Consider the following 21,384-nt stretch of genomic DNA (forward strand, 5'->3'; position numbering starts at 1 on the left):
CTTTGCGTGTGCCGTCAAGGTCAGGTCTGTTCGGCACCGCTGAAAGGCATCGAGGCGTCGATGATGCGTCGCAGCGACAATCCCGCCGTCCATCTGTCAGAGCGGTAGGTGATGTGCCCACCCTCCTCGCGTGCGAGGGCGTCGAGATACTCGGTCAGCATCTGCTCTGCGGTCTGCCGCTGTTCTTCAGCAGCTTCCGTCCCGTCAAACGACGCGATCAGGTCGGCGCAAGACCGAACTGACGCCGCACAGTAGCGACGGGTGTCTGCGTCGGTGAAGACCACCCCCGACTCGGCCAGTCGCGCCAACACGTCGATGAGGTTCTGCGCATGGAAGGCCATGCGTTCGAGCGATCTGAGTCGGCGGTCGTTGCTGCGCTGCTCGCCTCGATGCCGACGGGCCCGCGGGTTGGCCCGACTGCTCTCCTGAGCGCTGCGCACTTCGGAGTCAACCTCACGCAACAACCCGCTCAACCGCTCCGCAGAGGCGACGAGCACGGCAGCATCCACCGAGCGTTGCTCGATCTCATCAGCCACTTCTACCAGCGCGCCACGCAAGGCGTCACGCAAAACCGAAAGCTGTGCGTCGGCACGTTTGAGATACAACGGCGGAACGATGACGACATTGACGACTACGCCTACGAGCACCCCCCACGCCATAGTGATCAGGTACGACAGCGAATACCCATCGACGTCACGCCCACTGAGCAACATCACAAACAGCGCTGCGACCGCTACCCACTCGCGCCCAGCTCCGAGGGCGCGCACACCGCCCAGCGCAACACCGACTCCGATGATCAGCGCCATGGCGATCACCGCCGGCACGCCCCACAACACCAGCGTCACTCCCGAAACGCCCAGCGCAATTCCCAGTGCGAGCCCGAGAATCGCCTGCACCCCCGACTTTGCTGAGGCTGCCACGGTGGGGTACATGGTGACGAGCACTCCCAGTGGCGCATAGTAGGAGTACTGCTCGTCGGCGAACGGCACGTACGGCGCGCTCACCCAGGCGATCGCCGCCGCGAGCGCCGCCTTACCCGCAAGCAGAAGGCGCGCTCGATCGGTCAGCTGCCGCCACCAGCTCGCAACACTCGACGTCGGTTGAATCATGCGATCACCACCCCAACCCATTCTGTTGGTCATCGCGGTTTCGCACAGCGACTTGACGCACCCACGCAAGTGCGACTAGCGCACCCGAGAGGCAGCCGTGCTACATGAGCTTTGTCGAGTGCAGCATGCTCTCCATCTTCTCGTTGACCCCGATCAGGGGCTTACGCAACACCAAGCCGAGCAGCAGCATGGGGAGCAAAAATGCGAGCAGCCAAGCGAGCGAGATCCAATAGTCGGCGTGATAGATACCTGCCATGGCGGCACGGAAGGCATCGATCGCATGCGTGGCTGGCAGGAACGGACTGACGTTCTGGAACCACTCAGGAAGAAGCACGAGCGGGTAAGCGCCGCCCGCGCCGGCAACCTGAATGACGAGCAGGAACACCGCCAGCGCTTTTCCGGCATCGCTGAAAGACACCACGAGCGTATAGATGATGAACGTGAATACAGTCGACGTCACCCATCCGACCAGGATGAACAGGAACGGATGTGCGGGTTGCAGGCCCACGATCAAGATGTTCCCCAAGAACACGAGTGTGCTCTGCGCCAGGCCGAGCACAGCAAACAGGCCGTATCGACCAAGGAAGCGCTCATGCAGCTTGAGCTCTTCACCGCTGCCGAAAGGCCGTGACGGCGGGTCAACACGCAAGGTCACGCTGAGCAGCAACGCGCCGACCCAGAGCGCGAGCGTCGAGTACAGCGGCGCCATGCCGGCTCCGAAGCTCACGATCGGGTAGAGGGGCCGACGATCGACGCCTACAGGGTCTGACAGCGCGTTGGCCAACAGCTCAGGGTCTGAGCCGATGACTTTGCTGACTTCGGCGAAATCGCCCGTGTCGATCGCTGAAGAAAGCAGACCCACCACGCGCTCAAGCTCCGTCGCAGTCTCGTCCATTGTCGTCGCAAGTTCGCTGTTGAGCACCGCGGCGTCCTCAATCACGCCCGAAATGCCGCTCGTCGAGGTGCTGAGGCCAGCGACGTCTTCGGCGATACCCCCGAGCCCAGCGCTCAGACCGCCGAGCGTTGCGGCAAGCTCATCGAGAACAGGCTTGAGGTCGTTCTCGAAGACGGCGCTGGCATTGTCGAGCGAGGACTGCGCCGCAGTGATTCGTTGATCGATGTCGGAGTGAAACTCCTGCATGTCGCTGCTTCCCTCGGCGATGCCGTCCGCTGCTTCGCCGAGACTGAGCTGCAGAGCTTGCTCGCGCTCGATTGCGGCGTTGAGGCTGTCGACGACCAGTTGCAGTGCGGCGCGCAGATCGGCGGAGTCTGAATCCACAGCCTGAGATTGCTCCTCAGCCGAGTCATCATCTGCGGGCGCTTGGGGCTCTTCCTCGGGCGAGGGCGACTCGATCTCTTCGATCAGGCGGTCGCGCAACTCAACTTGCTGAGCGATGAGATCGTCGAGCTCAGAAATCATGTCGTCGATCAGTTCGATGTTGGCCGCCGCGTCGCTTGCACGCCCAGAGAACACTTCATCGAGCTCAGACGAGAAGACGCCGAGACGAGACGAACCCGTCGCAAAAGCCTCGGCGAGCACGGCCGTCGCCTGGGTGATGGCAGCATCTGCATCCTGAGCGGCGCCGAGCCCTTCTTGCACCTTGCCAGTCGCGACCGAGAACTCCGACTCGACCTTCTGAAGAAGACTGGCCCCACCTTCAACCAACGGAATACTCGCCTCGAGAATCCCCGTGAACATCGTCGCCGTGCCTGAAGCCGCCCGCAACTGCGTGGCCACATCACTCAGATGAGCCTCTACGCGCAGGAACGCGGCCTGGGAATCGGCGCTGTCCAAGTTCTTCACAATCGAAGAGACCAGGCTCAGTGCAATGTTGCTGAGTTCCTTGGTGAACTCGGAATTGATCTTGGCAGAGAGGTCGTCGGCGCCCTCGCTGGTGATCAGCGGCGCAAGCGGGTTCGACTTGTCGTTCGTGTAGTAGTCGATGTGGGTCTGCTCCGAGCCGTCTCGGTAGAACGTCAGCATCCGCTCACTGAAGTCTTTTGGCAGCACCATCGCGGCGTAGTAGTCACCCGATTCGGTACCAGCAATCGCATCTTCTTCTGTGGTGATGATCCAGTCCATCTGGTCGTTCTCACGAAGTGCCGATTCGACCAGGCTTCCGACGTTCAAGTGGATGGGGATCAGCGGGCTGGTGTAACCCTCATCGACGCTCGCAACGGCAACCTTGAGGTTCTTGGTGTTGTCGAACGGCTCCCAGCTGCCGACCACGTTGAACCACGTGAACACCGAGGGGATGGCAATCAGTCCGCACAGCACGACAACCGCCATGACGCTACTCGTCGCGCGGCGCACATCCGAGCGAAACTGCAGCAAGATTCCCTTCATCGCTTCGACTCCAGTTCTGCGAGTTGCTCACGCAATCCCGCTTCGGGCATCTCGCCGACCTCAGTGGAGAGACGAAGGCTGAAACGGATGTACTCCAGCGTGATCAGCGCGATGAAGACGACGAAGAGCCACACAACCCAGAGGCCGATGAACTCGAGCTTCGCGTCGGGGAAGATGAATCCGAGTGCTGTCAGCGCGAGCATTCCCGCTACCCCCACGATGACGATCGCTCGACGATAGCCACGGTATGACCGTGCAAACGGCACCGAGCGTTCCCTGAGCTTTTGGTTGTAGCCCGAGCGATCGGCGAGCGCGCGCAGCACATGGTTGAGGCGGTATCCGCGGCCGGCGGGTTCGCCATCCTCGCTCGCGAAGAGCTCGGTGTCGCGTACTTCACTCGTGAACAGCCGCGTGACGTTCGACACATGGGGGCGAAGCACGAGTCCGAGGAAGAACGACAGCGCAGCGAACACCGCCAACATGCCGAGGTAGCGCCAATAGGCGAACCCGGCAAACCCGCTGATCACCTCGCGCATGGCGTCGATGCCATAGGTGAAGGGAAAGAACGGATACATCGACTGGAAGAACTCCGGCATGAGCTGGATCGGGTAGATGCCGGATGCGCCTGGAATCTGCAGAATCACGAGGATGATCGCGAGTCCTTTTCCGATGTATCCGAACGTGACTGAGAGAGCGTAGATCACGCTGAGGTATGCCAGCCCGATCAGCATCGGAGTGACGACGAACGCAAACACGTTGACGTGTTGAACACCGATGATCAGGTTGCCGATGCTCAGCGTGATCGTCTGCAGCAAGACGATGCACGCGAAGAGCGAGAACCGCCCCAGGTACTTCTGCCGTTCGGTGGCGTCTGGAATGCCCTCATCGTCTACGTCGAGCTTCAAGATGACGACGAGCACGAACGCGCCGATCCACATCGACAGGTTGATGAACAGCGCACCCATCAGCGAGCCGTACGATGCGGTCGGAAAGATTGTGTGCTGGTCGACTTCAACGGGCGTCGCCATGAACTGCGCGATCTGGTCAGCGTTCAACCCGGTGAGCTCCGCGAGATCTTGGAACAGCGCTGCGCTGCCAATGGTCTGCAGATCGATGATCGCGACATTCAGATCGTCTTCAAGCAAGGCGAGGCTGTCGTCGAGGCTGCTCAGCGCGGCCGAGGTCTGCTCGAGTTGATAGTCGAGACCTTCCAGCAGCACCTCGGACTGTCCGAGAATCGTCTGCTGCGCCTCTACCGCGGCCAAGAGCGAACTGCTCGCGGCGCTCACACGACCTACGGCCTCCAGCGTGCCTGCGACCGCCTCACCCACTGCGGTAGACCCGATCACTTGGCCGGTCGCCGCCTCACCGGCGAGCCGGAGCAACTCAGCCTGCGCCTCAGCTGCGAGGTTATTGACGTCGACGAGCGTCGTCCTTGCCTCAGCGAGCGTCCCGTCGATTCCCCCGATGACGGTCACACTGCTTTGAATCCCTGTCCTGGCGTCTGCGATCTCACCGTCGAGCGCGTCGAGGTCGGTGCGCGTCTGCGCGATCACCTCGGCGACTTGCTGCAAGTCGCCGATGATCTCGCCCTGCGCCGCCTCGGCGTCGGCTTCTGCGGTTGACCCGCCCTCCTGAATCGCCGTTACGACGGCCTGCGCCACTTGTTCGTTGAACGAGTCAGTGATCTGCGTCTGCAGGGTTGTCGCCGCGGTATCGGTGATCTCGGGGGCGACCCCGTTCTCTTTCTCGTTGACGTAGTAGATCAGCTTGGGCTGCGTGAAGTCACCAGATGTGATGCTCAACAGATCGGCTGAGAACGTTTCGGGAACGACGAACATCGCGTAGCTTTCACCGCTGAGCACGGATTCCATGCCCTCGTCTTCCGAGAGGAAATGCCAGCCCAGGTCGTCATTTTCCTTGAGCTGGGCGACGAGTTGATCACCGACATTCACTTCTCCGGCGAGCTCGTTGTACGCCCCCTCATCGAGGTTGACGACTGCGACGCTGAGGTTCTTTGTGTTGTCGAACGGATTCCAAAACGCCGCAATGTTGAACCATGCGTACAGCGACGGGGTGATGAGTGCGCCACCGATGATCACCATCGCCAGCGGCACGTGCAGAAGTCGCCTCGCATCACGTTTGAGAATTCGCCAGACGTTGCGCATTCGTTCGCCCCTCCGACGATCATCCAGATTTGTGACTCTGCGCGGTCGGCATCGCCGCACCCTGCCTCACACTTTCAATGCATGCTGGCACGGAAGAATCAGTCATCGACCGCCAGAGACCAAATCTCACCCCCAGTTCACCCGGCGTCGCCAGATCGGGTCACACTCGGGTACCCACCTCGTCACCCGGGGCGGTTGGCGTCGCGAGAGATCGGGGCTAGAGGCGCTCGATGATGGTGGCGTTGGCCATGCCGCCGCCCTCGCACATGGTTTGAAGCCCGAAGCGCCCACCAGTGGCCTCAAGATGCGCAACGAGCGTGCCGAGCAGTCTTGTTCCCGACGCGCCGACGGCGTGACCCAGCGCGATCGCACCACCCCAGGGATTGAGCCTTGCCGGGTCTGCGTGAAGCTCCTGCAGCCACGCGAGCGGCACCGACGCGAACGCCTCATTGACCTCGTAGGCGTCAATATCGTCGATGCTGAGACCACTGCGCTCAAGAATCCGCTTTGTCGCGGGGATCGGCCCGGTGAGCATGAACAGCGGGTCGTCGCCGACAACCGCGAATGAATGGAAGCGCGCGCGTGGTGTGAGGCCCAGTTCTTTCGCCTTCGCTTCGCTCATGATCAACGAAGCGGATGCTGCGTCAGTCAGTGGCGACGAGTTGCCGGGCGTGATGGCCCAGTCGATCTCGGGAAAGCGCGCGGCGAGCTCGTCGGTTCGAAACACTGTGGGCAGGCCAGCGAGCTTGTCTGCCGTTGTGGTGGCGCGGACCGTCTCGTCGATCGTGACATCACCCACCGGTATAACCTGCGAGGCGAAGTGCCCATCGGCCCATGCGGATGCGGCGCGCCGGTGAGACTCGACCGAGAACTCGTCGAGCTGGGTGCGCGAGAACCCCCACTTCGTCGCGATCAGCTCGGCCGACACCCCCTGGTTCACCAGCCCGTCGGGGTAGCGCTCTTGCATGAGGCGAGACGGTGAAGCGTCAGCCCATGCAGACCCGAGCGGCACGCGCGACATCGACTCGACCCCACCCGCGATCGCGACGTCATACGCACCGGAAATGACGCCCTGCGCGGCGAAGTGAGCAGCCTGCTGGCTCGACCCGCACTGCCGGTCGATGGTGGTGGCAGGAACGGATTCATCAAAGCCTGCCGCGAGCACGGCCTGCCTGCCGACGTTCATCGACTGATCGCCGATCTGGCTGACACAGCCAAACAGCACATCGTCGATCTGCGTGGATTCGAGTCCGTTTCGCTCGAGGAGTGCCCGCAAGGTGGTGGCCGCGAGGTCGACCGGATGCCAGGAACTCAGCGCGCCGCCGGGTTTGCCCCGACCGGCGGGGGTACGGACGACGTCGACGATCACCGCGGTGTGCATGGTTCGATCCTCGCACGCGGGAGCGGGCTGCGGGCGGGTGAGGTTATGGGGCTGCAGCTTCGCGCGCGGCGCGCTGCCCACGGGCGGCGCCGACGATGACCCAGAGCAGAAGCCCGCCGGCCGCCAGCAGCAGCACACCGGTCAGCAGGCCGGTGGTGATGATCGTCGCGTCGTCGGCCATGCCTTCAGGGTACCGGGCAGGTGGGCCGCGTCACGCGGAGCGGAAAACGTCCACGGTTCGCTCGAGCGCGGTGAGCCGCTGGGCGCGAGTGCCCACGATCTCGACGGTGTTCAGGTCGTGGCCGATGACGTCCTCATCGGCGATGAGATCGAGCAGAGCATCGTTCATCGTCTCGCGAAGCGGAAGGTTCTCGTCGTCAGAGACGAAGATCTCGTCGCACGGGGTGAGGGGCAGGACAACGAGCAGATCGACATGCTGCATCGCCTCCCGTGTCACTTCGGTCAGACGTTCCATGAGCTCGCGCGAGCCGGTCGAGCCGTCGAGGTCGTCCAGCGCCCGGAGATACGCGAGGAAATCGAGGGGACCGCGCTCGGCGATCAGGCTTCCCTCGGTCTCGTCCGGGTGCAGTCGCGCCGCCGAGACGCCAAGCTGAGCGACGAATGACGCGGCACTCGTGGCATCCCAGAACTCGTCCACCAACTCGAAAGGATCCGGCAGCACCGCGTATTCGGGATGACGATCCGCGAAATCAGATACGACGGTGCTCTTTCCGCTGGCATGAGTCCCCGAGATGACGATGCGCATGCCGCGACTCTAGAACGAACAATGCCCGCTTGCGTGAATCGTCAAGCGGACATGGCCAGTTCGCCCATCCCCATGGCGATGAACAGCGAGAGCACGGCGAGCACCAGCGTTATCGGAACCATCGTGTAGCGCTCCGGTTTGCTCCGCGAGATCGCGTTCATCACCACGCCGAGGGCGAAGTAGGCGAACACCACCCACATCGCGATCTCGGAGAACAGCTCGGGAAAGAGGTCCACGGCACCCACCCGGTCCCACGCGATGAGGTCGATGACGCCGTAGATCACGATGGCGATCACGCTCCCGACGCGAAGCCGCGGGGGCAGCACGCGATGCTGGCCGCCCCAGGCGAAACGACCGAGCGGAGCGCCGAGGGCGAGTGCCAGCTGAAAGATGGCGAGGAGCAGCAGGATGACGGTCAGCGCGAGCGCGAAGATCCTGAGTCTCACCGTACCGCCCGGTCGAGGGCAACAGCAGGTTGGTACCGACGCGCGGTGTCAGATGGGCACCGACGCGCGGCGCGTCAGGCTGCGCCCGGCACGGGACGGTATCGCAAAACGGTGGCCCCTGACCGGAACTCCCGACGATCCACGAGTTCCAGCTGAATGCGGTCGCGCAGACCGGCCAGCAGCGTCGGCCCGTGCCCGGCGACGGTGGGGTGCACGACGAACTCGTATTCGTCGATCACGCCCAGATCCGCCAAGGCTGTCGGAAGCATCACGCCGCCCACCCATAGCCCTTCACCGGGTTCTTGCTTCAACTGCTGCACCGCGTGCGCCAGATCGCCGCGCACCAGCTCGGAGTTCCAGTCGACCTCGGCCAGCCTGCTAGAGAACACGTATTTCTTGGCCTTGTCGATGGCGGTCGCGAACGGCACGTCCGACTCGCTCATCCAGTCGGGCCATGTGCCTGCCGAGGGCTTCCGCCAGGCGGACTCCATCATCTCGTAGGTCAGGCGGCCGAACAGCAGGGCATCGACGCGCTCCATCTCTGCGGTCCAATACGCCATCGACTCTGCATCCGGCGGGAGCCCTGCTTCATGATGGCAACAGCCATCGAGCGTGACATTGATCGAGTATCTGAGCGGTCTCATCTCACTGCTCCCGGAGGTCGGCGTCGACAGGGTTCACTGAGATCTTCCCACCGCAGAGCTTCGAGCGGGGGTTCAGTTTTGGCCGGTGGCGCCGGCAGGCCTGAGTCGAAGGGTCCCCAGCGATCCGGCCCGAGAGGCAGACGAATGGCCCGGCCAAAGCGCGAAAGCAGCTCGGCAAAGAGATCGGCGACGTCGTCCAGGTCACCATCAACACCCGCTGAGTTACACACCTGGCTCGAATGGCGTCGAAAGTCATATCATCGGGCCGGCTCGGTAGCGCCGCTGGCGCCGGCGAACGTCATGCCAAGGTCGACGCCTCGACCTCGGCCCACAACTTGTCGAGCGAGAGGCCAACCGCGCCGGCGATCGCAGCGACCGTCTGGAACGACGGCGTGGCGATGCGGCCCGACTCGATCTTGCGGAGCGTTTCCGGTGATATTCCCGCCGCGAGCGCGACGTCGAGCATCGTTCGCGCGCCCCGCGTCTCGCGCAGCACCGCTCCGAGCCTGCGGCCGCGGTCGAGTTCGGCAGCACTGAGGGGAAGTCGCACCATCACGTTGCCGATACTACTGCCGGAACTCTCCAGACCGGTATAGTTATCCCAACACTTGAAGGAGAACACGATGATCGAGATCCTGAGCCCTGCCCAGGTCGAGCAAGCCCGCGTGAGTGGTGCGCTCGTCGCCGACGTTCTGCAGGCCATGAAGTCGCGCGCAACTGTCGGCACGAACCTGCTGGAGATCGATGCCTGGGCGAAGGAGATGATCCTGGATGCTGGCGGCGTCTCGTGCTACGTCGACTACGCCCCGTCTTTCGGGAACGGACCCTTCGGTCACTACATCTGCACCGCCGTCAACGATGCGGTACTGCACGGCATGCCGCACGACTACGCCCTCGCAGACGGCGACCTGCTCACGCTCGATCTCGCTGTGCTGACGGGAGGCATCGCCGCGGACGCCGCGATCAGCTTCACTGTCGGTGAGACGCAACGCCCGGAAGACCTCGCGATGATCGACGCGACCGAGCGTGCACTCGCCGCCGGCATCGCCGCTGCCCGCCCCGGCGCGAAGGTTGGCGACATCTCACGTGCCATCGGCACCGTCCTCAAGGGTGACGGATACCTGGTCAACACCGAGTTCGGCGGACACGGCATCGGAACCACGATGCACGGCGATCCTCACGTACCCAACACCGGGCGTCCCGGCCGTGGCTACCCGCTTCGGCCCGGACTCCTCCTCGCTCTCGAGCCCTGGATCATGGCCGATACCGACAAGCTCATCGTCGACGAAGACGGCTGGACGCTCCGCAGCGCAACCGGCAGCCGCACCGCCCACACCGAGCACACCATCGCGATCACCGACAGCGGCGCTGAGATCCTCACCCTCCCGTCTTCCCGCTGAGGCAGCCCCGCGCCCGGGCGTGCTCGCAGCGGGGTCGGCTACCGTGCGGCGCCGCGGTGAGGCGGCGAGATACCAAAACGCTGCGATCGAACGAGTCGACGGCTCGCGCAAGCGAGAACAGGCGTTCCCGCTGTCGAAGCTCGCAAGGCCAGCACGCTGAGATGCCCGATGGGGGCGCGGCAACTGAATGACAGCGACGCCGATTGCATACCCGCCAGTCGTTATGATCCCGTTACCCTAGCCGGTGAAAAACCCGCTCATACAGGGCTTTCAGTGTCTGACCCCCCGAATATTGTGTGGGTATGACGACATCCGCAACTAACCCCGCCGAGCGGCTCGCTGCCGCTGCGGCGCGAGTTGCGAATGCGGCGCCTGGCAACGCCGCCATCACGATCATCGGGCTGGACGACGACGCCCTTCTTACACTTCTGGCGGATGCCGCAGAGAGCCGCAATGCGCTCGACGTCATCGTCGCCGCAGCCACCGCAGAAGCGGCCCGCCGTTCGGTCCGCGAGAACGGCTACGACGGCCTCGCGCAACGCAAGGGCCACCGCAACGCCACCTCGCTCGTGCAACAGATCACCGGACAGAGCCGCGGCGATGTATTAAAGGCCCTCCGAACCGGCGAAGAGCTCGTGCCGCCCGCACCAGCCCCGACCGCAGACGTCCCCACTCCCCCCGCACCCGAGGTTTCGACGTGGCGGGCGAGCCTTCGCGAAGCACTGGCGTCAGGTCGAGTCAGTTCGGCTCAGTTCCAAGCAATCCGCACCGGCCTCGGCGAACCGCCCATCGAGCGATACCCCAACCTCGACCCTGACTTCCTACCCGCCGCGTGGGCTTCTGCCGTCGACACGCTGCTCGACGAAGCCAGCGATCTTCCGGTGGAAGAGCTACGCAACGCCGCACGCACAGCGCGCGACCGGCTCGACCCCATTGGAGTCACGCTCCGGTTCGAGGAGCGATTCGAAGCGCGCTCATTTCGCACATGGATCGACGAGCACGGCCAGCACCACGGGCGCATCACGTTCGACGACGAAGCCGCCGCCTTCGTGCAGGCGATGATTCAGGCAGCACTGCGTCCCCGCCGTGGCCCACGCTTCGTGGAATCTGACGCCGCACCCGATCCGGCCGACGTCACCGCCGAAGAGCGCTCCAACGAACAGCTGCAGTACGACACGATAATGGCCGTCCTCCGCACGGGAGCAGCAGCCGACCCGACGCAGTCGTTCGGCGACCGCCAGCCCGGCGTCCGCGTGATCGTCGAAGCCTCGGCGATCACGGCTGCGCACGATGGCGAACCGACCCGCGTCAAAGGCGTGGGACATGTCGAAGACGGCGGCGCGGCATTGCCGGGAGGGGTGATCGAGAAGCTTCTGTGCGACGCCGGTTCGGTGTCGATCCTCCACGACGAGTGCGGTCGCCCCCTCGACGTGGGACGTGAAAGCCGACTGTTCACACGGAAGCAGCGCATGGCGATCGCCGAGCGTGACGGCGGATGCATGTGGCCGTCCTGCATCGCTCCGGTTTCACAGTCGGAGTACCACCACATCGACCATTGGGCGGAAGAACGGGGTCGAACCGACGTCGACGATGGCGTCCCTCTCTGCCGAAACTGCCACCTCAGGCTCCACAACCAGCGCTGGCGAATCACCCGACAACGAAATCCGCTGTCGCATCGCGATACCTATTGGCTCCATCCGCCACCCGACCCTGCGACGGGCGTGATCGGTGATCCGATAGACCTGCGCACCAAGTCCCCTCGGCGATTCGCCGCGGCGTAGGCAACTCAGCTAGTCAAGCTCGGCCCAAGCAACTCCGCTCGTGCGTGCCACAGCGAAGCCACCTCAGCTGTGCCGCCACCACCCGCGCAGCTCAGCTATCTCACCCCAGCGGGGCCAACTCAGCTACCTCACCCCCACGCGGCCAACTCAGCTATCTCCCCCAGCGGAGCCAACTCAGCTACTCCGCCTCGGGCGGGCGCTCCGCAGCCTCGACCACCGCGGCATCCGGCACATACCCCTCGATGTGACGCTCGTCCGGCCCGTTGTACTCCGACAATGGGCGGATCAGCGCGTTCGAAGCACCCTGCTCCATGATGTGGGCGGTCCAACCCGTCACCCGCGCTGCGACGAACAGCGGCGTGAAGGTCAATGTGTCGAAGCCGATCAGGTTGTAGGCGGGGCCTGACGGGTAGTCGAGGTTCGGGTAGATGCCCTTGCGCGAGACAAACTCGCTCTCGAGTGTGTCGTATAGCGCGGCGACGTCCGGGCGGTCGTAATGCGCCACAAGCGTGTCGAGCGCGGCCTTCATCGTCGGCACACGTGAATCCCCGCGCTTGTAGACACGGTGACCGAATCCCATGATCTTGCGCTTCTCGACGAGCGCGGCATCCAGCCACTCCACGACGTTGTCGGCGGAGCCGATCTCGTCGAAGATGTGCAGCACGGCTTCGTTGGCACCACCGTGCAGTGCGCCCTTGAGGGCGCCGATGGCGCCGACGACGGCCGAGTAGAGATCGCTCGTGGTCGAGGTGATCACCCGAGCTGTGAACGTCGAGGCGTTGAACGAGTGCTCTGCGTACAAGATCATCGACTGGTTGAACGCGTCGACCACAAGTTCGTCGGCTTCTTCGCCAAACGTCATCCACAAGAAGTTCGCCGCGTAGTCGAGGTCATCGCGCGGGGCGACGATTTCTTCGCCGCGGCGACGACGCTGGCCGTACGCGACGATTGCCGGAAGCACCGCGAACAGCCGAACGCTGCGCTCAAGATTGTCTTCGGCGCTGCCGCCGGCTTCAAGCACCGAGCCGTTGCCGGCGAGGTCACGTGCGCCGATGAGGCTCGCCGCGGTGCGCACCTCGTCCATCGGGTGCGCGTCGAGGGGAACGAGATCGATCGCTGCCTTCACATCGGCGGGGAGCGCGCGGTTCTCGCGCTCAGTCGCGCGAAGGTCGGCGAGCGCAGCATCCGTGGGCAACTCACCGTTCCACAGCAGATAGGCCACCGCTTCGAACGGTTGCGTTGCCGCCAGCTCGTGCACCGGGTACCCGCGGTAAAGCAGCGAGTTCGTCTCGGGATTCACTTTCGAGACTGCCGTGTAGTCGACGACGACCCCGGCGAGTCCCTTCTTAATGTCGGTCATCTCAGTCCTTCACAATCTCAAAGTTGAAGATGTCTTGGTCAAAGTGGTTGTACTGCTCGTAGTCGATCAGCTCGTAAAGGTCGGCCCGGTGCTGCATCTCGTCGAGCTTGTTCGTGAGATGCCCCTCATCAAGCAGAGTATCGAGCGCTCGGGATGCTGCGCCCATAGCGATCCGCAACAGCGACACCGGCCAGATGACGATGTTGACTCCGGCGCTGCGAAGCTGCTCGCTTGAGAACAGCTCACTCTTGCCGAACTCGGTCATATTGGCGAGGATCGGCACGTCAAGTGCGGTGCGCATCGCCTCGAACTCGGCAAGGCTGCGCATCGCCTCGGGGAAGATCGCGTCAGCGCCAGCATCCACCAGTGCCTTGGCCCGATCAATAGCGGCATCGATACCGTCGACCGCCGCGATGTCGGTGCGAGCCATGATCAAGAAATTCGGGTCTCGCCGCGCATCTACCGCCGCACGGATGCGCTTGACGGCGGTGCCTTCGTCAACCACCGCTTTGCCGTCAAGGTGCCCGCAGCGTTTGGGGTTGATCTGGTCTTCGATGTGCGTTCCCGCAAGCCCCGCGTCTTCGAGTGTCTGAATCGTGCGAGCGACATTCATCGGCTCACCGAAGCCGGTGTCGGCATCGATGATCGCAGGCAGATCAGTCATGCGAGCGATCTGCTGCCCGCGGCCCGCGACCTCGGTCAGCGTAGTGAGCCCGATGTCGGGCAACCCAAGATCTGCTGAGAGCACCGCGCCTGAGATGTAGACGCCCTCGAAACCCTTGCGTTCGATCATGCGGGCGCTCAGCGGGTTGAAGGCGCCCGGAAAACGCAGCAGCTCGCCAGAGGCCAGCCGCTCACGGAACAGGCGACGCTTCTCGTGCGCGGGAACAGTCGAATGCAGCATCAGAACAGGCCCTTGGGCGCGGGGGCCGCCGCCAACACCCCGGGCTTTGCGACGATGGTCAGTTCACGCACCTCTTCTACGGTGAGTTCCGGCAACCGTTCGGCCAAATCGAGGAACCGCTCGATCTCCGCTTCTTCGAGCACCGGCTCTGCGAGCAGACGGAACTTGCGGATGTAGTCCTCGCGGACGAAGGGCCGCGCGCCGAGCGGATGGGCGTCGGCCACCGCGATCTCGTCTTCGAGCACCGTGCCGTCGGTCATCGTGATCACCACGCGTCCGCCGAATGCCTTCTCGTTGGGGTCTTCGGAGTGGTATCGACGTGTCCATTCGGCGTCTTCGGCGGTGGTGATCTTGTGCCACAGCGCCACCGTGTCTTCGCGGCCCGCACGCGAGGGTGCATACGAGTCGACGTGGTGCCACCCGCCGTCTTGAAGGGCGACGGCGAAGATATAGGGAATCGAGTGGTCGAGGGTCTCACGCGATGCCGTGGGGTCGTACTTCTGCGGGTCGTTTGCGCCAGAGCCGATGACGTAGTGCGTGTGGTGCGAAGTGTGCAGCACGATCGACTCAACGTTGGCAGGGTCCATCGCCGCGGGCGATTCGCTGTGCAGCTTGCGTGCAAGGTCAATCCACGCCTGCGCCTGGTACTCCGCAGAGTGCTCTTTTGTGTAGGTATCGAGAATGCCCCGCTTGGGCTCCCCTGCGGTCGGCAACGGCACCTCGTACGAGGCGTCGGGTCCGTCGAGCATCCAGGCGATGACCCCGTCTTCACCCTCGTAGATGGGCGACGGTGAAGTCTCGCCGCGCATCGCGCGGTCGACAGCCTCAACGGCCATCTTTCCGGCGAAGGCGGGGGCGTGCGCCTTCCATGTCGAGATCTCGCCCTTGCGCGATTGACGCGTGGCGGTCGTGGTGTGCAGCGCCTGACCGACGGCCTGGTAGATCGTCTCTGTGTCGAGGCCCAGCAGAGTTCCGATACCCGCGGCCGCTGATGGTCCGAGGTGTGCGACGTGGTCGATCTTGTGCTTGTGCAGCGAGATCGCCCTCACCAGGTCAACCTGGATCTCATAGCCGGTCGCGAGACCTCGCACGAGCGCATGACCGTCGGCGCCGACGTGCTGAGCTACTGCCACGATCGGCGGAATGTTGTCACCCGGGTGAGAGTACTCCGCCGCCAAGAAGGTGTCGTGGTAGTCGAGCTCGCGCACTGCCACGCCATTTGCCCATGCCGCCCATTCGGGAGAGGTACGACGTTCCACGTTGCAGCCGAAGATGCTCGCACCCTTGCCCCCCACCGACACCGGGTGATCAAGCGCTTGCTGACGGGCAGCGCTCACCGGGGCACGTGTGATCGAAGCGGCAGCGACCGCGGCGTTGTCGATCACGCGGTTGATGATCATGTCGACCACTGCTTGCTCAACCTCTACGGGGTCGACGGCGATCTCGGCGATGCGCCAGGCGAGCTGACCCTCGCGCGCGAGATTCTCGTCACTGCGGTGGGCGCGAAGATGGTGGTTGACGGTCATGCTGCTCCTTGGGTAGATGGCGATGCTGCTGGCGACCCGCCGGTTGGCGAGTCGAGAGCGGTCAGGATGCTGCTCAGCGCGTTGTGCAGGTGCACGTGGGTTGCGTGGGCAGCCAGGTCGGCGTCGCGCGCCGCGATTGCAGACGCGATCAGGCGGTGCTCGGCGACGGATGCCGCAAGCCGGTCGGGGTTGTCGCGCGCGAGCCGGCGCACGCGAACCAGATGAGTGCGCACGTTGCGCAGCGCTGAAGTGAGGTAGTCGTTCACTACGGCCGCATCGAGTTGCGCGTCGAACTGCGCAATCAGCGAGTAGTAGGCATCGAGGTCGTCACCGTGAGTGAGAGTCGCCTGCCCGAAAGCGCGAGCAAGCTCTGCGAAAGCGGACGCATCGCCCCGCTCGGCCGCCAAGCGAGCTGCAGTCTCTTCGAGCGCACGTCGCAGTTCGAAGAGTTCGCGAATGTCGCTGGTATCCACATCGCTCACCACGGTGACTCGCGGCGACTGCTGAACGGCGAGTCCGTCAGTGGTCAGCCGGCTGAGCGCTTCTCGCAGCGGGGTTCGACTCACACCGAGGCGGGTGGACTGCTCAACTTCTGCGAGAACTGCGCCGGGAGCAAGCACTCCGGACTGAATCTCGTCAAGCAGAATGGCGTAGGCGCGATCACTTGCCCGCATGCTCACCTCCGCTGGACGACTCTGGTATTTAGTGTATACACAAGTACCACCGCGCGCCACAGACTTCCATGCTTTTCGCTTTAACGTATACATACTTGTAGCGCCGTGGTAGGGCATGTATTCACAAACCTCGGCGGTCGGCGTAAAGTCAGCGACCATGAGCGATCTCATCCGCACGCACGCACTCACCAAGCACTACGGCAAGGTCCGTGCTCTCGACGGTCTCGACCTCGCGGTGCGCGAAGGACAGGTTCATGGCTTTCTCGGCCCGAACGGCGCTGGCAAGTCGACCGCCATCCGCGTGCTGCTCGGGCTTGCCCGCGCAAGCGGCGGCGAAGTGCACGTTTTCGGCGCCGACCCGTGGCGGCAAGCAGCATCTCTGCACACGCGCATCGCCTACGTTCCCGGAGACGTCAGCGTGTGGCCGAACCTCTCGGGTGGTGAAGCGATCGACTTCCTGGCACGACTGCGAGGAGCCGACCGAAAAGGCACCCGCTACCTCGCGAGCAAAGAACGACTCATGAACATGCTCGAGTTCGACCCCCGCAAGAAGGGACGAGCCTATTCCAAGGGAAACCGGCAGAAGGTCGCGCTGATCGCCGCTTTCGCGGTACCAGCCGATTTGTACATTCTCGACGAGCCCACGAGCGGCCTCGACCCTCTGATGGAAGTGGTCTTTCGCCAAGAGATCGCTCGGGTGAAAGCCGAAGGCGCCACGGTGCTGTTGTCGAGCCATATCCTCTCGGAAGTCGAACTGCTGTGCGATCAGGTGAGCATCATTCGCGCCGGGCGGATCGTCGAAAGCGGCACTCTCGCAGATCTGCGTCATCTCACCCGCACCGAGGTCTCTTTCGAAGGCTCGGATGCTGCACCTGCAGCAGCTCTCGCTGACGCGCACAACGTGATCACCGACCAGGGTCGCGTCACATTCACCGTCGACAGCGATCGCATCACCGCTCTGCTGCCCACTTTGGCCTCGTGGCAGGTCGCCGGGCTCAGAGTGACTCCGCCCTCGCTGGAAGAGCTGTTCCTACGTCACTACGGTTCGACAGCCGACACGCACCCCGGCGACGTGCGAGCAGCCTCCCGATGATGGGTGCACTGCTCGCGCAGCGAGCCAGACGTGACGCTAGACAGCTGTCGATGTGGGTCGTTGGCACCGCCGCGATGGCAGGCCTTGGCTACGTCGGGGTTGTCAGCTCGTTTGCAACCGAGCAAGAACGCGCCGCGCTGTTGGCTGCCGCCATTGCCAATCCGGTCATACTGCTATTTCGCGGATTGCCGTCGGGCGCCGACGAAGCGGCATTCATCGTCTTTCTCATCTTTCCGTGGCTGGCCATTCTCGCGTCGATGATGAGCTTGTTCCTCGCCGTGCGGCACACCCGCGGCGATGAAGAGGAAGGGCGCGCCGAACTGGTTTCTGCTACGCCCGCTGGCCGCACCCGGCCGGTGCTCGCGACCGCTATTCACGGCTTCTTCGCCAACATCGCGCTCGCGTTGCTGACCGCGGTCGCCTTCATCGCCGTGGGGTTGGACGCCCTGGGATCTTTGATCGCTGGCGCAGCGGCCGGCGCCGTGGGCATCAGCTTTCTCGGAGTCGGGCTGATGGCCGCTCAATTGATGCGCACATCACGCGGCGCCAATGCGGTCGCAGTGTGGGCAATGCTGACGACCTTTATGCTCTGCGGGGTCGGCAACGCCATTGGAACCCCGAGTGACGACCTCACCCGCATGGAAAGCTCGTGGCTCACCTGGCTTTCACCATTCGGCTGGGGCGAGAATGTGCGCCCGTTCTCTGACGACCTCCTTTGGCCCTTGCTGCTGTGCCTTGCGCTCGGGGGCGCCCTCTCAGCGGCTGCGATCCTGCTGGCATCAAGACGCGATCTCGGCGAGAGCTTCGTCGCTGAACGGCTCGGCCCTGCCTCAGCCACCGCGGCGCTTGCCACGCCGACCGGGCTCGCCTGGCGGCTCGCGCGCGGCGGCGCGCTCGGCTGGGCAGTCGGCGGATTGCTGGTGGGAGTTCTGGCAACAACACTCGCGACCGTCGTCGAAGAGATCGGCGCCGACAATCCGTCGGTGCAAGAGATGATCAACCAGATTGCTGGTGCAGGCGATATCGAGCAGGCGACTTTGACCACTTTCTTCACCATGCTCGGCGTGCTTGCGGCGTGCGCCGGCGTTCAGGTGATGTGTCGGGCACGACAAGAAGAAACTCGCGGCACCGCCGAGATCGTGCTCGCCTCGCCCGTCGCTCGCGTGCGCTGGCTCGCCGGGTATCTGGCCGTCGGGGTTGCCGTCGTGCTGATCGTTGTGGGGGCCGCGTTCGCGGGCGCTGCTGTCGGCATCGCTTCGCAGGGCTCGTCGTGGAATGCGATGCGCGATGCTGTGGTGACCGGAAGCGGACAAGCAGTTGCGGCGTCGGTGTTCGTCGTGGCGACTGCTCTTGTCTTCACGCTCGCGCCTCGCCTTACGATTCCCCTCGGGTGGAGTTTCATTGCACTTGCTGCTGTCTTGGGCCTATTCGGGCCAATCTTCGGCTTGCCCGAATGGTTGGTGCACCTCTCCCCGGTCGGCGTCGCCCCCATCGTCAGTGGCGACGGCGTTGACGTACGAGGACTCTGGTGGCTCGTGGCGGCCATCGCCATCGGAGTACTCGCGGCGCTGTCATTGATGCGTCGGCGGGAGCTCGCCCCGTCGGAATAGCCAGTGGCGGCTCACAACGCCTTTTTCGCGCCCCGGGGCCTGCGCGCGTGAAAGAGTGGCGGGAGAACGAATTAAGGAGCTCCATATGCGCGCAATCGTCCAGCAGCAGTTCGGCAACCCGGCAGACGTCCTCGCCGTCGAGGAGGTGCCGCAGATCGAACCCGGATCGGGCGAAGTGCGACTGCGCGTAGTGCTCTCACCTATTCACAACCATGATCTGTGGACTGTACGCGGGGAATACGGTTTCGTTCCCGACCTTCCAGCACGGGCTGGCACCGAAGCGGTCGGAATCGTCGATGCGATCGGTGAGGGTGTGCACAGCCTCGAAGTCGGGCAGCGCGTGGCGGTCGCCGGCACGTTCGGAGTGTGGGCGGAATACGTGATCGCGCGCGCAAGCGGCCTCATTCCGGTGCCCGATGGCGTACCCGACGAAATGGCCGCGCAGTTGGTGGCGATGCCCTTCAGCGCCATCAGCCTCATCGACAGCCTCAACCTCAATGAAGGCGATTGGCTCGTTCAGAATGCAGCGAACGGAGCGGTCGGGCGTCTTGTTGCTCAGCTCGCCTCCGCGCGCGGCATCAATGTATTGGGCCTGGTCCGCCGAGAAGCGGGCATCGCAGAACTCGCCGCCCAGGGAATTCACCGCGTCGTGGCTACCGACACCGACGACTGGGTTGACCAGGCACGCGAAGTGACCGGCGGTGCGCCAATCATCGCGGCCGTCGACTCAGTAGGCGGCTCAGCCAGCGGCAAGATGCTCACGCTGCTCGGCGAAGGCGGCACGCTGGTGGTCTTCGGGGCGATGGACTCGTCGCTGATGAAACTGCCTTCAGGGCCCATCATCTTCCGCGATCTCACCGTGCGAGGATTCTGGGGCTCGACGGTCATCACGAAGCTGTCGGCAGACAAGCGTCAGGCGCTGTTCGGCGAGCTCAACGAGCGCATCGCATCGGGTGTGCTCACGTTGCCCGTCGAGGCGATCTATTCGCTCGACGAGATCGCGAAAGCTGTCACCGCAAATGGCGAAGCGGGCCGCGCGGGCAAGGTGCTGCTGCGCCCCTGACGCTCAGGCCGCAGCGATGGTCACTGGCTCAGACGCGGGTCTTGGGCGACACCGAGTAGGTTTCTTCGGGGTCGGTGATGGCGACAGGCGCAAGCGCAGCATCCATCGCTTCGAGGAGGTCAGCGTCGAGGGTCACGCCCGATGCCTTGACCGAGTCTTCGAGTTGCTCCGGGCGTGAGGCACCCACGAGCGCTGCCGCGACGTTCTTGTTCTGCAATACCCAAGCGATCGCGAGCTGCGGCATGGTGAGACCCGCTTGCTCGGCGAGCGGCTTGAGTTTCTGCACCGCCTCAAGCACTTCATCGCGCAGAAAACTCTTGATGAACTGTGCGCCGCTTTTGTCGTCGGTAGCACGTGACCCTGCAGGAAGAGGCTGACCGGGAAGGTACTTGCCGCTGAGCACTCCCTGCGCCATCGGCGACCACACGATTTGCGACATGCCAAGGCCCTCTGACGTGGGCACGACCTTGTTCTCGATGACGCGCCATAGCGCCGAGTACTGCGGCTGGTTCGACACCAGCTGAAAGTTCATCTGCTTCGCGAGTGCGTGGCCTTCGCGCAACTGCTCAGCTGTCCACTCCGACACCCCGATGTAGAGCGCCTTGCCCTGACGGACAATATCGGCGAATGCCTGCATCGTCTCTTCGATCGGTGTCTCGTAGTCGTATCGGTGCGCCTGATAGAGGTCGACGTAGTCCAATCCGAGGCGGTTGAGTGAGCCGTTGATGCTCTCGAAGATGTGCTTGCGCGACAGGCCGGTGTCGTTCGCGCCCTTGGGCCCGGTCGGCCAATAGACCTTCGTGAAGATCTCAAGCGACTCACGCCGCTGTCCTTTGAGCGCTTCGCCGAGAATAGATTCCGCCGCCGTGTTCGCATAGGTGTCGGCAGTGTCAAAGCTGGTGATTCCGAGATCGAGCGCCTTGTGCACCGTGGCGATGGCAGCGTCGTTCTCGACCTGTGATGCGTGCGTCACCCAGTTGCCATAGGTGATCTCTGTGACTTTGAAGCCGCTGTTGCCGAGATAGCGATAGTTGACCATTGCTCCAGCGTATCCGGCACTGCCCTCGCAATCTGTTCCTTGCAACCACTACCCTGATCCTGCGCACAGGCGA

The 21,384-nt window shown here is 63.7% G+C and carries 19 protein-coding genes; 5 read left to right on the forward strand and 14 right to left on the reverse strand.

The window, feature by feature from the left end; genetic code table 11:
• Window positions 1-20: 20 nt before the first annotated feature.
• The 9 genes from SJY18_RS07750 to SJY18_RS07790 form a co-directional block, all read right to left on the reverse strand.
• Window positions 21-1,109 carry an FUSC family protein gene (locus SJY18_RS07750; protein WP_396667138.1) on the reverse strand — a complete coding sequence of 363 codons (1,089 nt, stop codon included), beginning with the start codon at window positions 1,107-1,109 and terminating at the stop codon, window positions 21-23.
• A 100-nt stretch (window positions 1,110-1,209) separates the two neighbouring features.
• Window positions 1,210-3,456 carry a YhgE/Pip domain-containing protein gene (locus tag SJY18_RS07755; protein ID WP_396667139.1) on the reverse strand — a complete coding sequence of 749 codons (2,247 nt, stop codon included), beginning with the start codon at window positions 3,454-3,456 and terminating at the stop codon, window positions 1,210-1,212.
• A complete protein-coding gene (locus SJY18_RS07760) occupies window positions 3,453-5,624 on the reverse strand; it encodes a YhgE/Pip domain-containing protein (RefSeq protein ID WP_396667140.1) in 2,172 nt (723 codons plus the stop codon). The genes SJY18_RS07755 and SJY18_RS07760 overlap by 4 nt, the downstream gene beginning before the upstream one ends.
• A gap of 217 nt (window positions 5,625-5,841) precedes the next feature.
• Window positions 5,842-7,005: a thiolase family protein gene (locus SJY18_RS07765; protein WP_396667141.1), complete on the reverse strand. Its 1,164-nt coding sequence runs from the start codon at window positions 7,003-7,005 to the stop codon at window positions 5,842-5,844.
• 43 nt (window positions 7,006-7,048) lie between these two features.
• A complete protein-coding gene (locus tag SJY18_RS07770) occupies window positions 7,049-7,186 on the reverse strand; it encodes a hypothetical protein (RefSeq protein ID WP_396667142.1) in 138 nt (45 codons plus the stop codon).
• Between the two features lie 30 nt (window positions 7,187-7,216).
• A complete protein-coding gene (locus SJY18_RS07775) occupies window positions 7,217-7,771 on the reverse strand; it encodes an AAA family ATPase (RefSeq protein WP_396667143.1) in 555 nt (184 codons plus the stop codon).
• A gap of 41 nt (window positions 7,772-7,812) precedes the next feature.
• Complete coding sequence (locus SJY18_RS07780) at window positions 7,813-8,217, reverse strand: hypothetical protein (RefSeq protein ID WP_396667144.1); 405 nt, start codon at window positions 8,215-8,217, stop codon at window positions 7,813-7,815.
• Between the two features lie 74 nt (window positions 8,218-8,291).
• The gene (locus SJY18_RS07785; protein ID WP_396667145.1) at window positions 8,292-8,861 is read right to left on the reverse strand and encodes a dihydrofolate reductase family protein; all 570 of its coding nucleotides are present in this window, start codon (window positions 8,859-8,861) and stop codon (window positions 8,292-8,294) included.
• Between the two features lie 298 nt (window positions 8,862-9,159).
• Window positions 9,160-9,414 carry a helix-turn-helix domain-containing protein gene (locus SJY18_RS07790; RefSeq protein ID WP_396668895.1) on the reverse strand — a complete coding sequence of 85 codons (255 nt, stop codon included), beginning with the start codon at window positions 9,412-9,414 and terminating at the stop codon, window positions 9,160-9,162.
• A gap of 70 nt (window positions 9,415-9,484) precedes the next feature.
• Here SJY18_RS07790 and map point away from each other — a divergent pair, with 70 nt between their 5' ends.
• A complete protein-coding gene (gene map / locus SJY18_RS07795; RefSeq protein WP_396667146.1) occupies window positions 9,485-10,261 on the forward strand; it encodes a type I methionyl aminopeptidase in 777 nt (258 codons plus the stop codon).
• Between the two features lie 302 nt (window positions 10,262-10,563).
• Window positions 10,564-12,042, forward strand: a complete 1,479-nt coding sequence (locus SJY18_RS07800) for a DUF222 domain-containing protein (RefSeq protein WP_396667147.1) — start codon at window positions 10,564-10,566, stop codon at window positions 12,040-12,042.
• Between the two features lie 178 nt (window positions 12,043-12,220).
• Here SJY18_RS07800 and SJY18_RS07805 read toward each other — a convergent pair whose 3' ends face one another.
• The 4 genes from SJY18_RS07805 to SJY18_RS07820 are packed head-to-tail and all read right to left on the reverse strand — an operon-like array spanning window position 12,221 to window position 16,506.
• The gene (locus SJY18_RS07805) at window positions 12,221-13,402 is read right to left on the reverse strand and encodes a bifunctional 2-methylcitrate synthase/citrate synthase (RefSeq protein WP_396667148.1); all 1,182 of its coding nucleotides are present in this window, start codon (window positions 13,400-13,402) and stop codon (window positions 12,221-12,223) included.
• Between the two features lies 1 nt (window position 13,403).
• Complete coding sequence (prpB, locus tag SJY18_RS07810) at window positions 13,404-14,306, reverse strand: methylisocitrate lyase (protein ID WP_337336496.1); 903 nt, start codon at window positions 14,304-14,306, stop codon at window positions 13,404-13,406.
• Window positions 14,306-15,832, reverse strand: coding sequence for an MmgE/PrpD family protein (locus tag SJY18_RS07815; protein WP_337336497.1), 1,527 nt, complete (start codon window positions 15,830-15,832; stop codon window positions 14,306-14,308). Before SJY18_RS07815 ends, prpB begins: the two co-directional genes overlap by 1 nt.
• Window positions 15,829-16,506: a GntR family transcriptional regulator gene (locus SJY18_RS07820; RefSeq protein WP_396667149.1), complete on the reverse strand. Its 678-nt coding sequence runs from the start codon at window positions 16,504-16,506 to the stop codon at window positions 15,829-15,831. Before SJY18_RS07820 ends, SJY18_RS07815 begins: the two co-directional genes overlap by 4 nt.
• 157 nt (window positions 16,507-16,663) lie before the next feature.
• Here SJY18_RS07820 and SJY18_RS07825 point away from each other — a divergent pair, with 157 nt between their 5' ends.
• The 3 genes from SJY18_RS07825 (at window position 16,664) to SJY18_RS07835 (ending at window position 20,272) form a co-directional block, all read left to right on the forward strand.
• Entirely contained in the window at window positions 16,664-17,599 is a 936-nt protein-coding gene (locus tag SJY18_RS07825) for an ATP-binding cassette domain-containing protein (RefSeq protein ID WP_396667150.1), read from the forward strand.
• Window positions 17,599-19,209 carry an ABC transporter permease gene (locus SJY18_RS07830; RefSeq protein ID WP_396667151.1) on the forward strand — a complete coding sequence of 537 codons (1,611 nt, stop codon included), beginning with the start codon at window positions 17,599-17,601 and terminating at the stop codon, window positions 19,207-19,209. Before SJY18_RS07825 ends, SJY18_RS07830 begins: the two co-directional genes overlap by 1 nt.
• Window positions 19,210-19,294: 85 nt before the next feature.
• A complete protein-coding gene (locus SJY18_RS07835) occupies window positions 19,295-20,272 on the forward strand; it encodes a zinc-binding dehydrogenase (RefSeq protein ID WP_337336501.1) in 978 nt (325 codons plus the stop codon).
• A gap of 28 nt (window positions 20,273-20,300) precedes the next feature.
• Here SJY18_RS07835 and SJY18_RS07840 read toward each other — a convergent pair whose 3' ends face one another.
• A complete protein-coding gene (locus tag SJY18_RS07840; protein WP_337336502.1) occupies window positions 20,301-21,311 on the reverse strand; it encodes an aldo/keto reductase family protein in 1,011 nt (336 codons plus the stop codon).
• Between the last annotated feature and the right edge of the window lie 73 nt (window positions 21,312-21,384).

Source organism: Microbacterium sp. R86528 (assembly GCF_044596335.1).
Lineage (GTDB): Bacteria > Actinomycetota > Actinomycetes > Actinomycetales > Microbacteriaceae > Microbacterium > Microbacterium marmarense.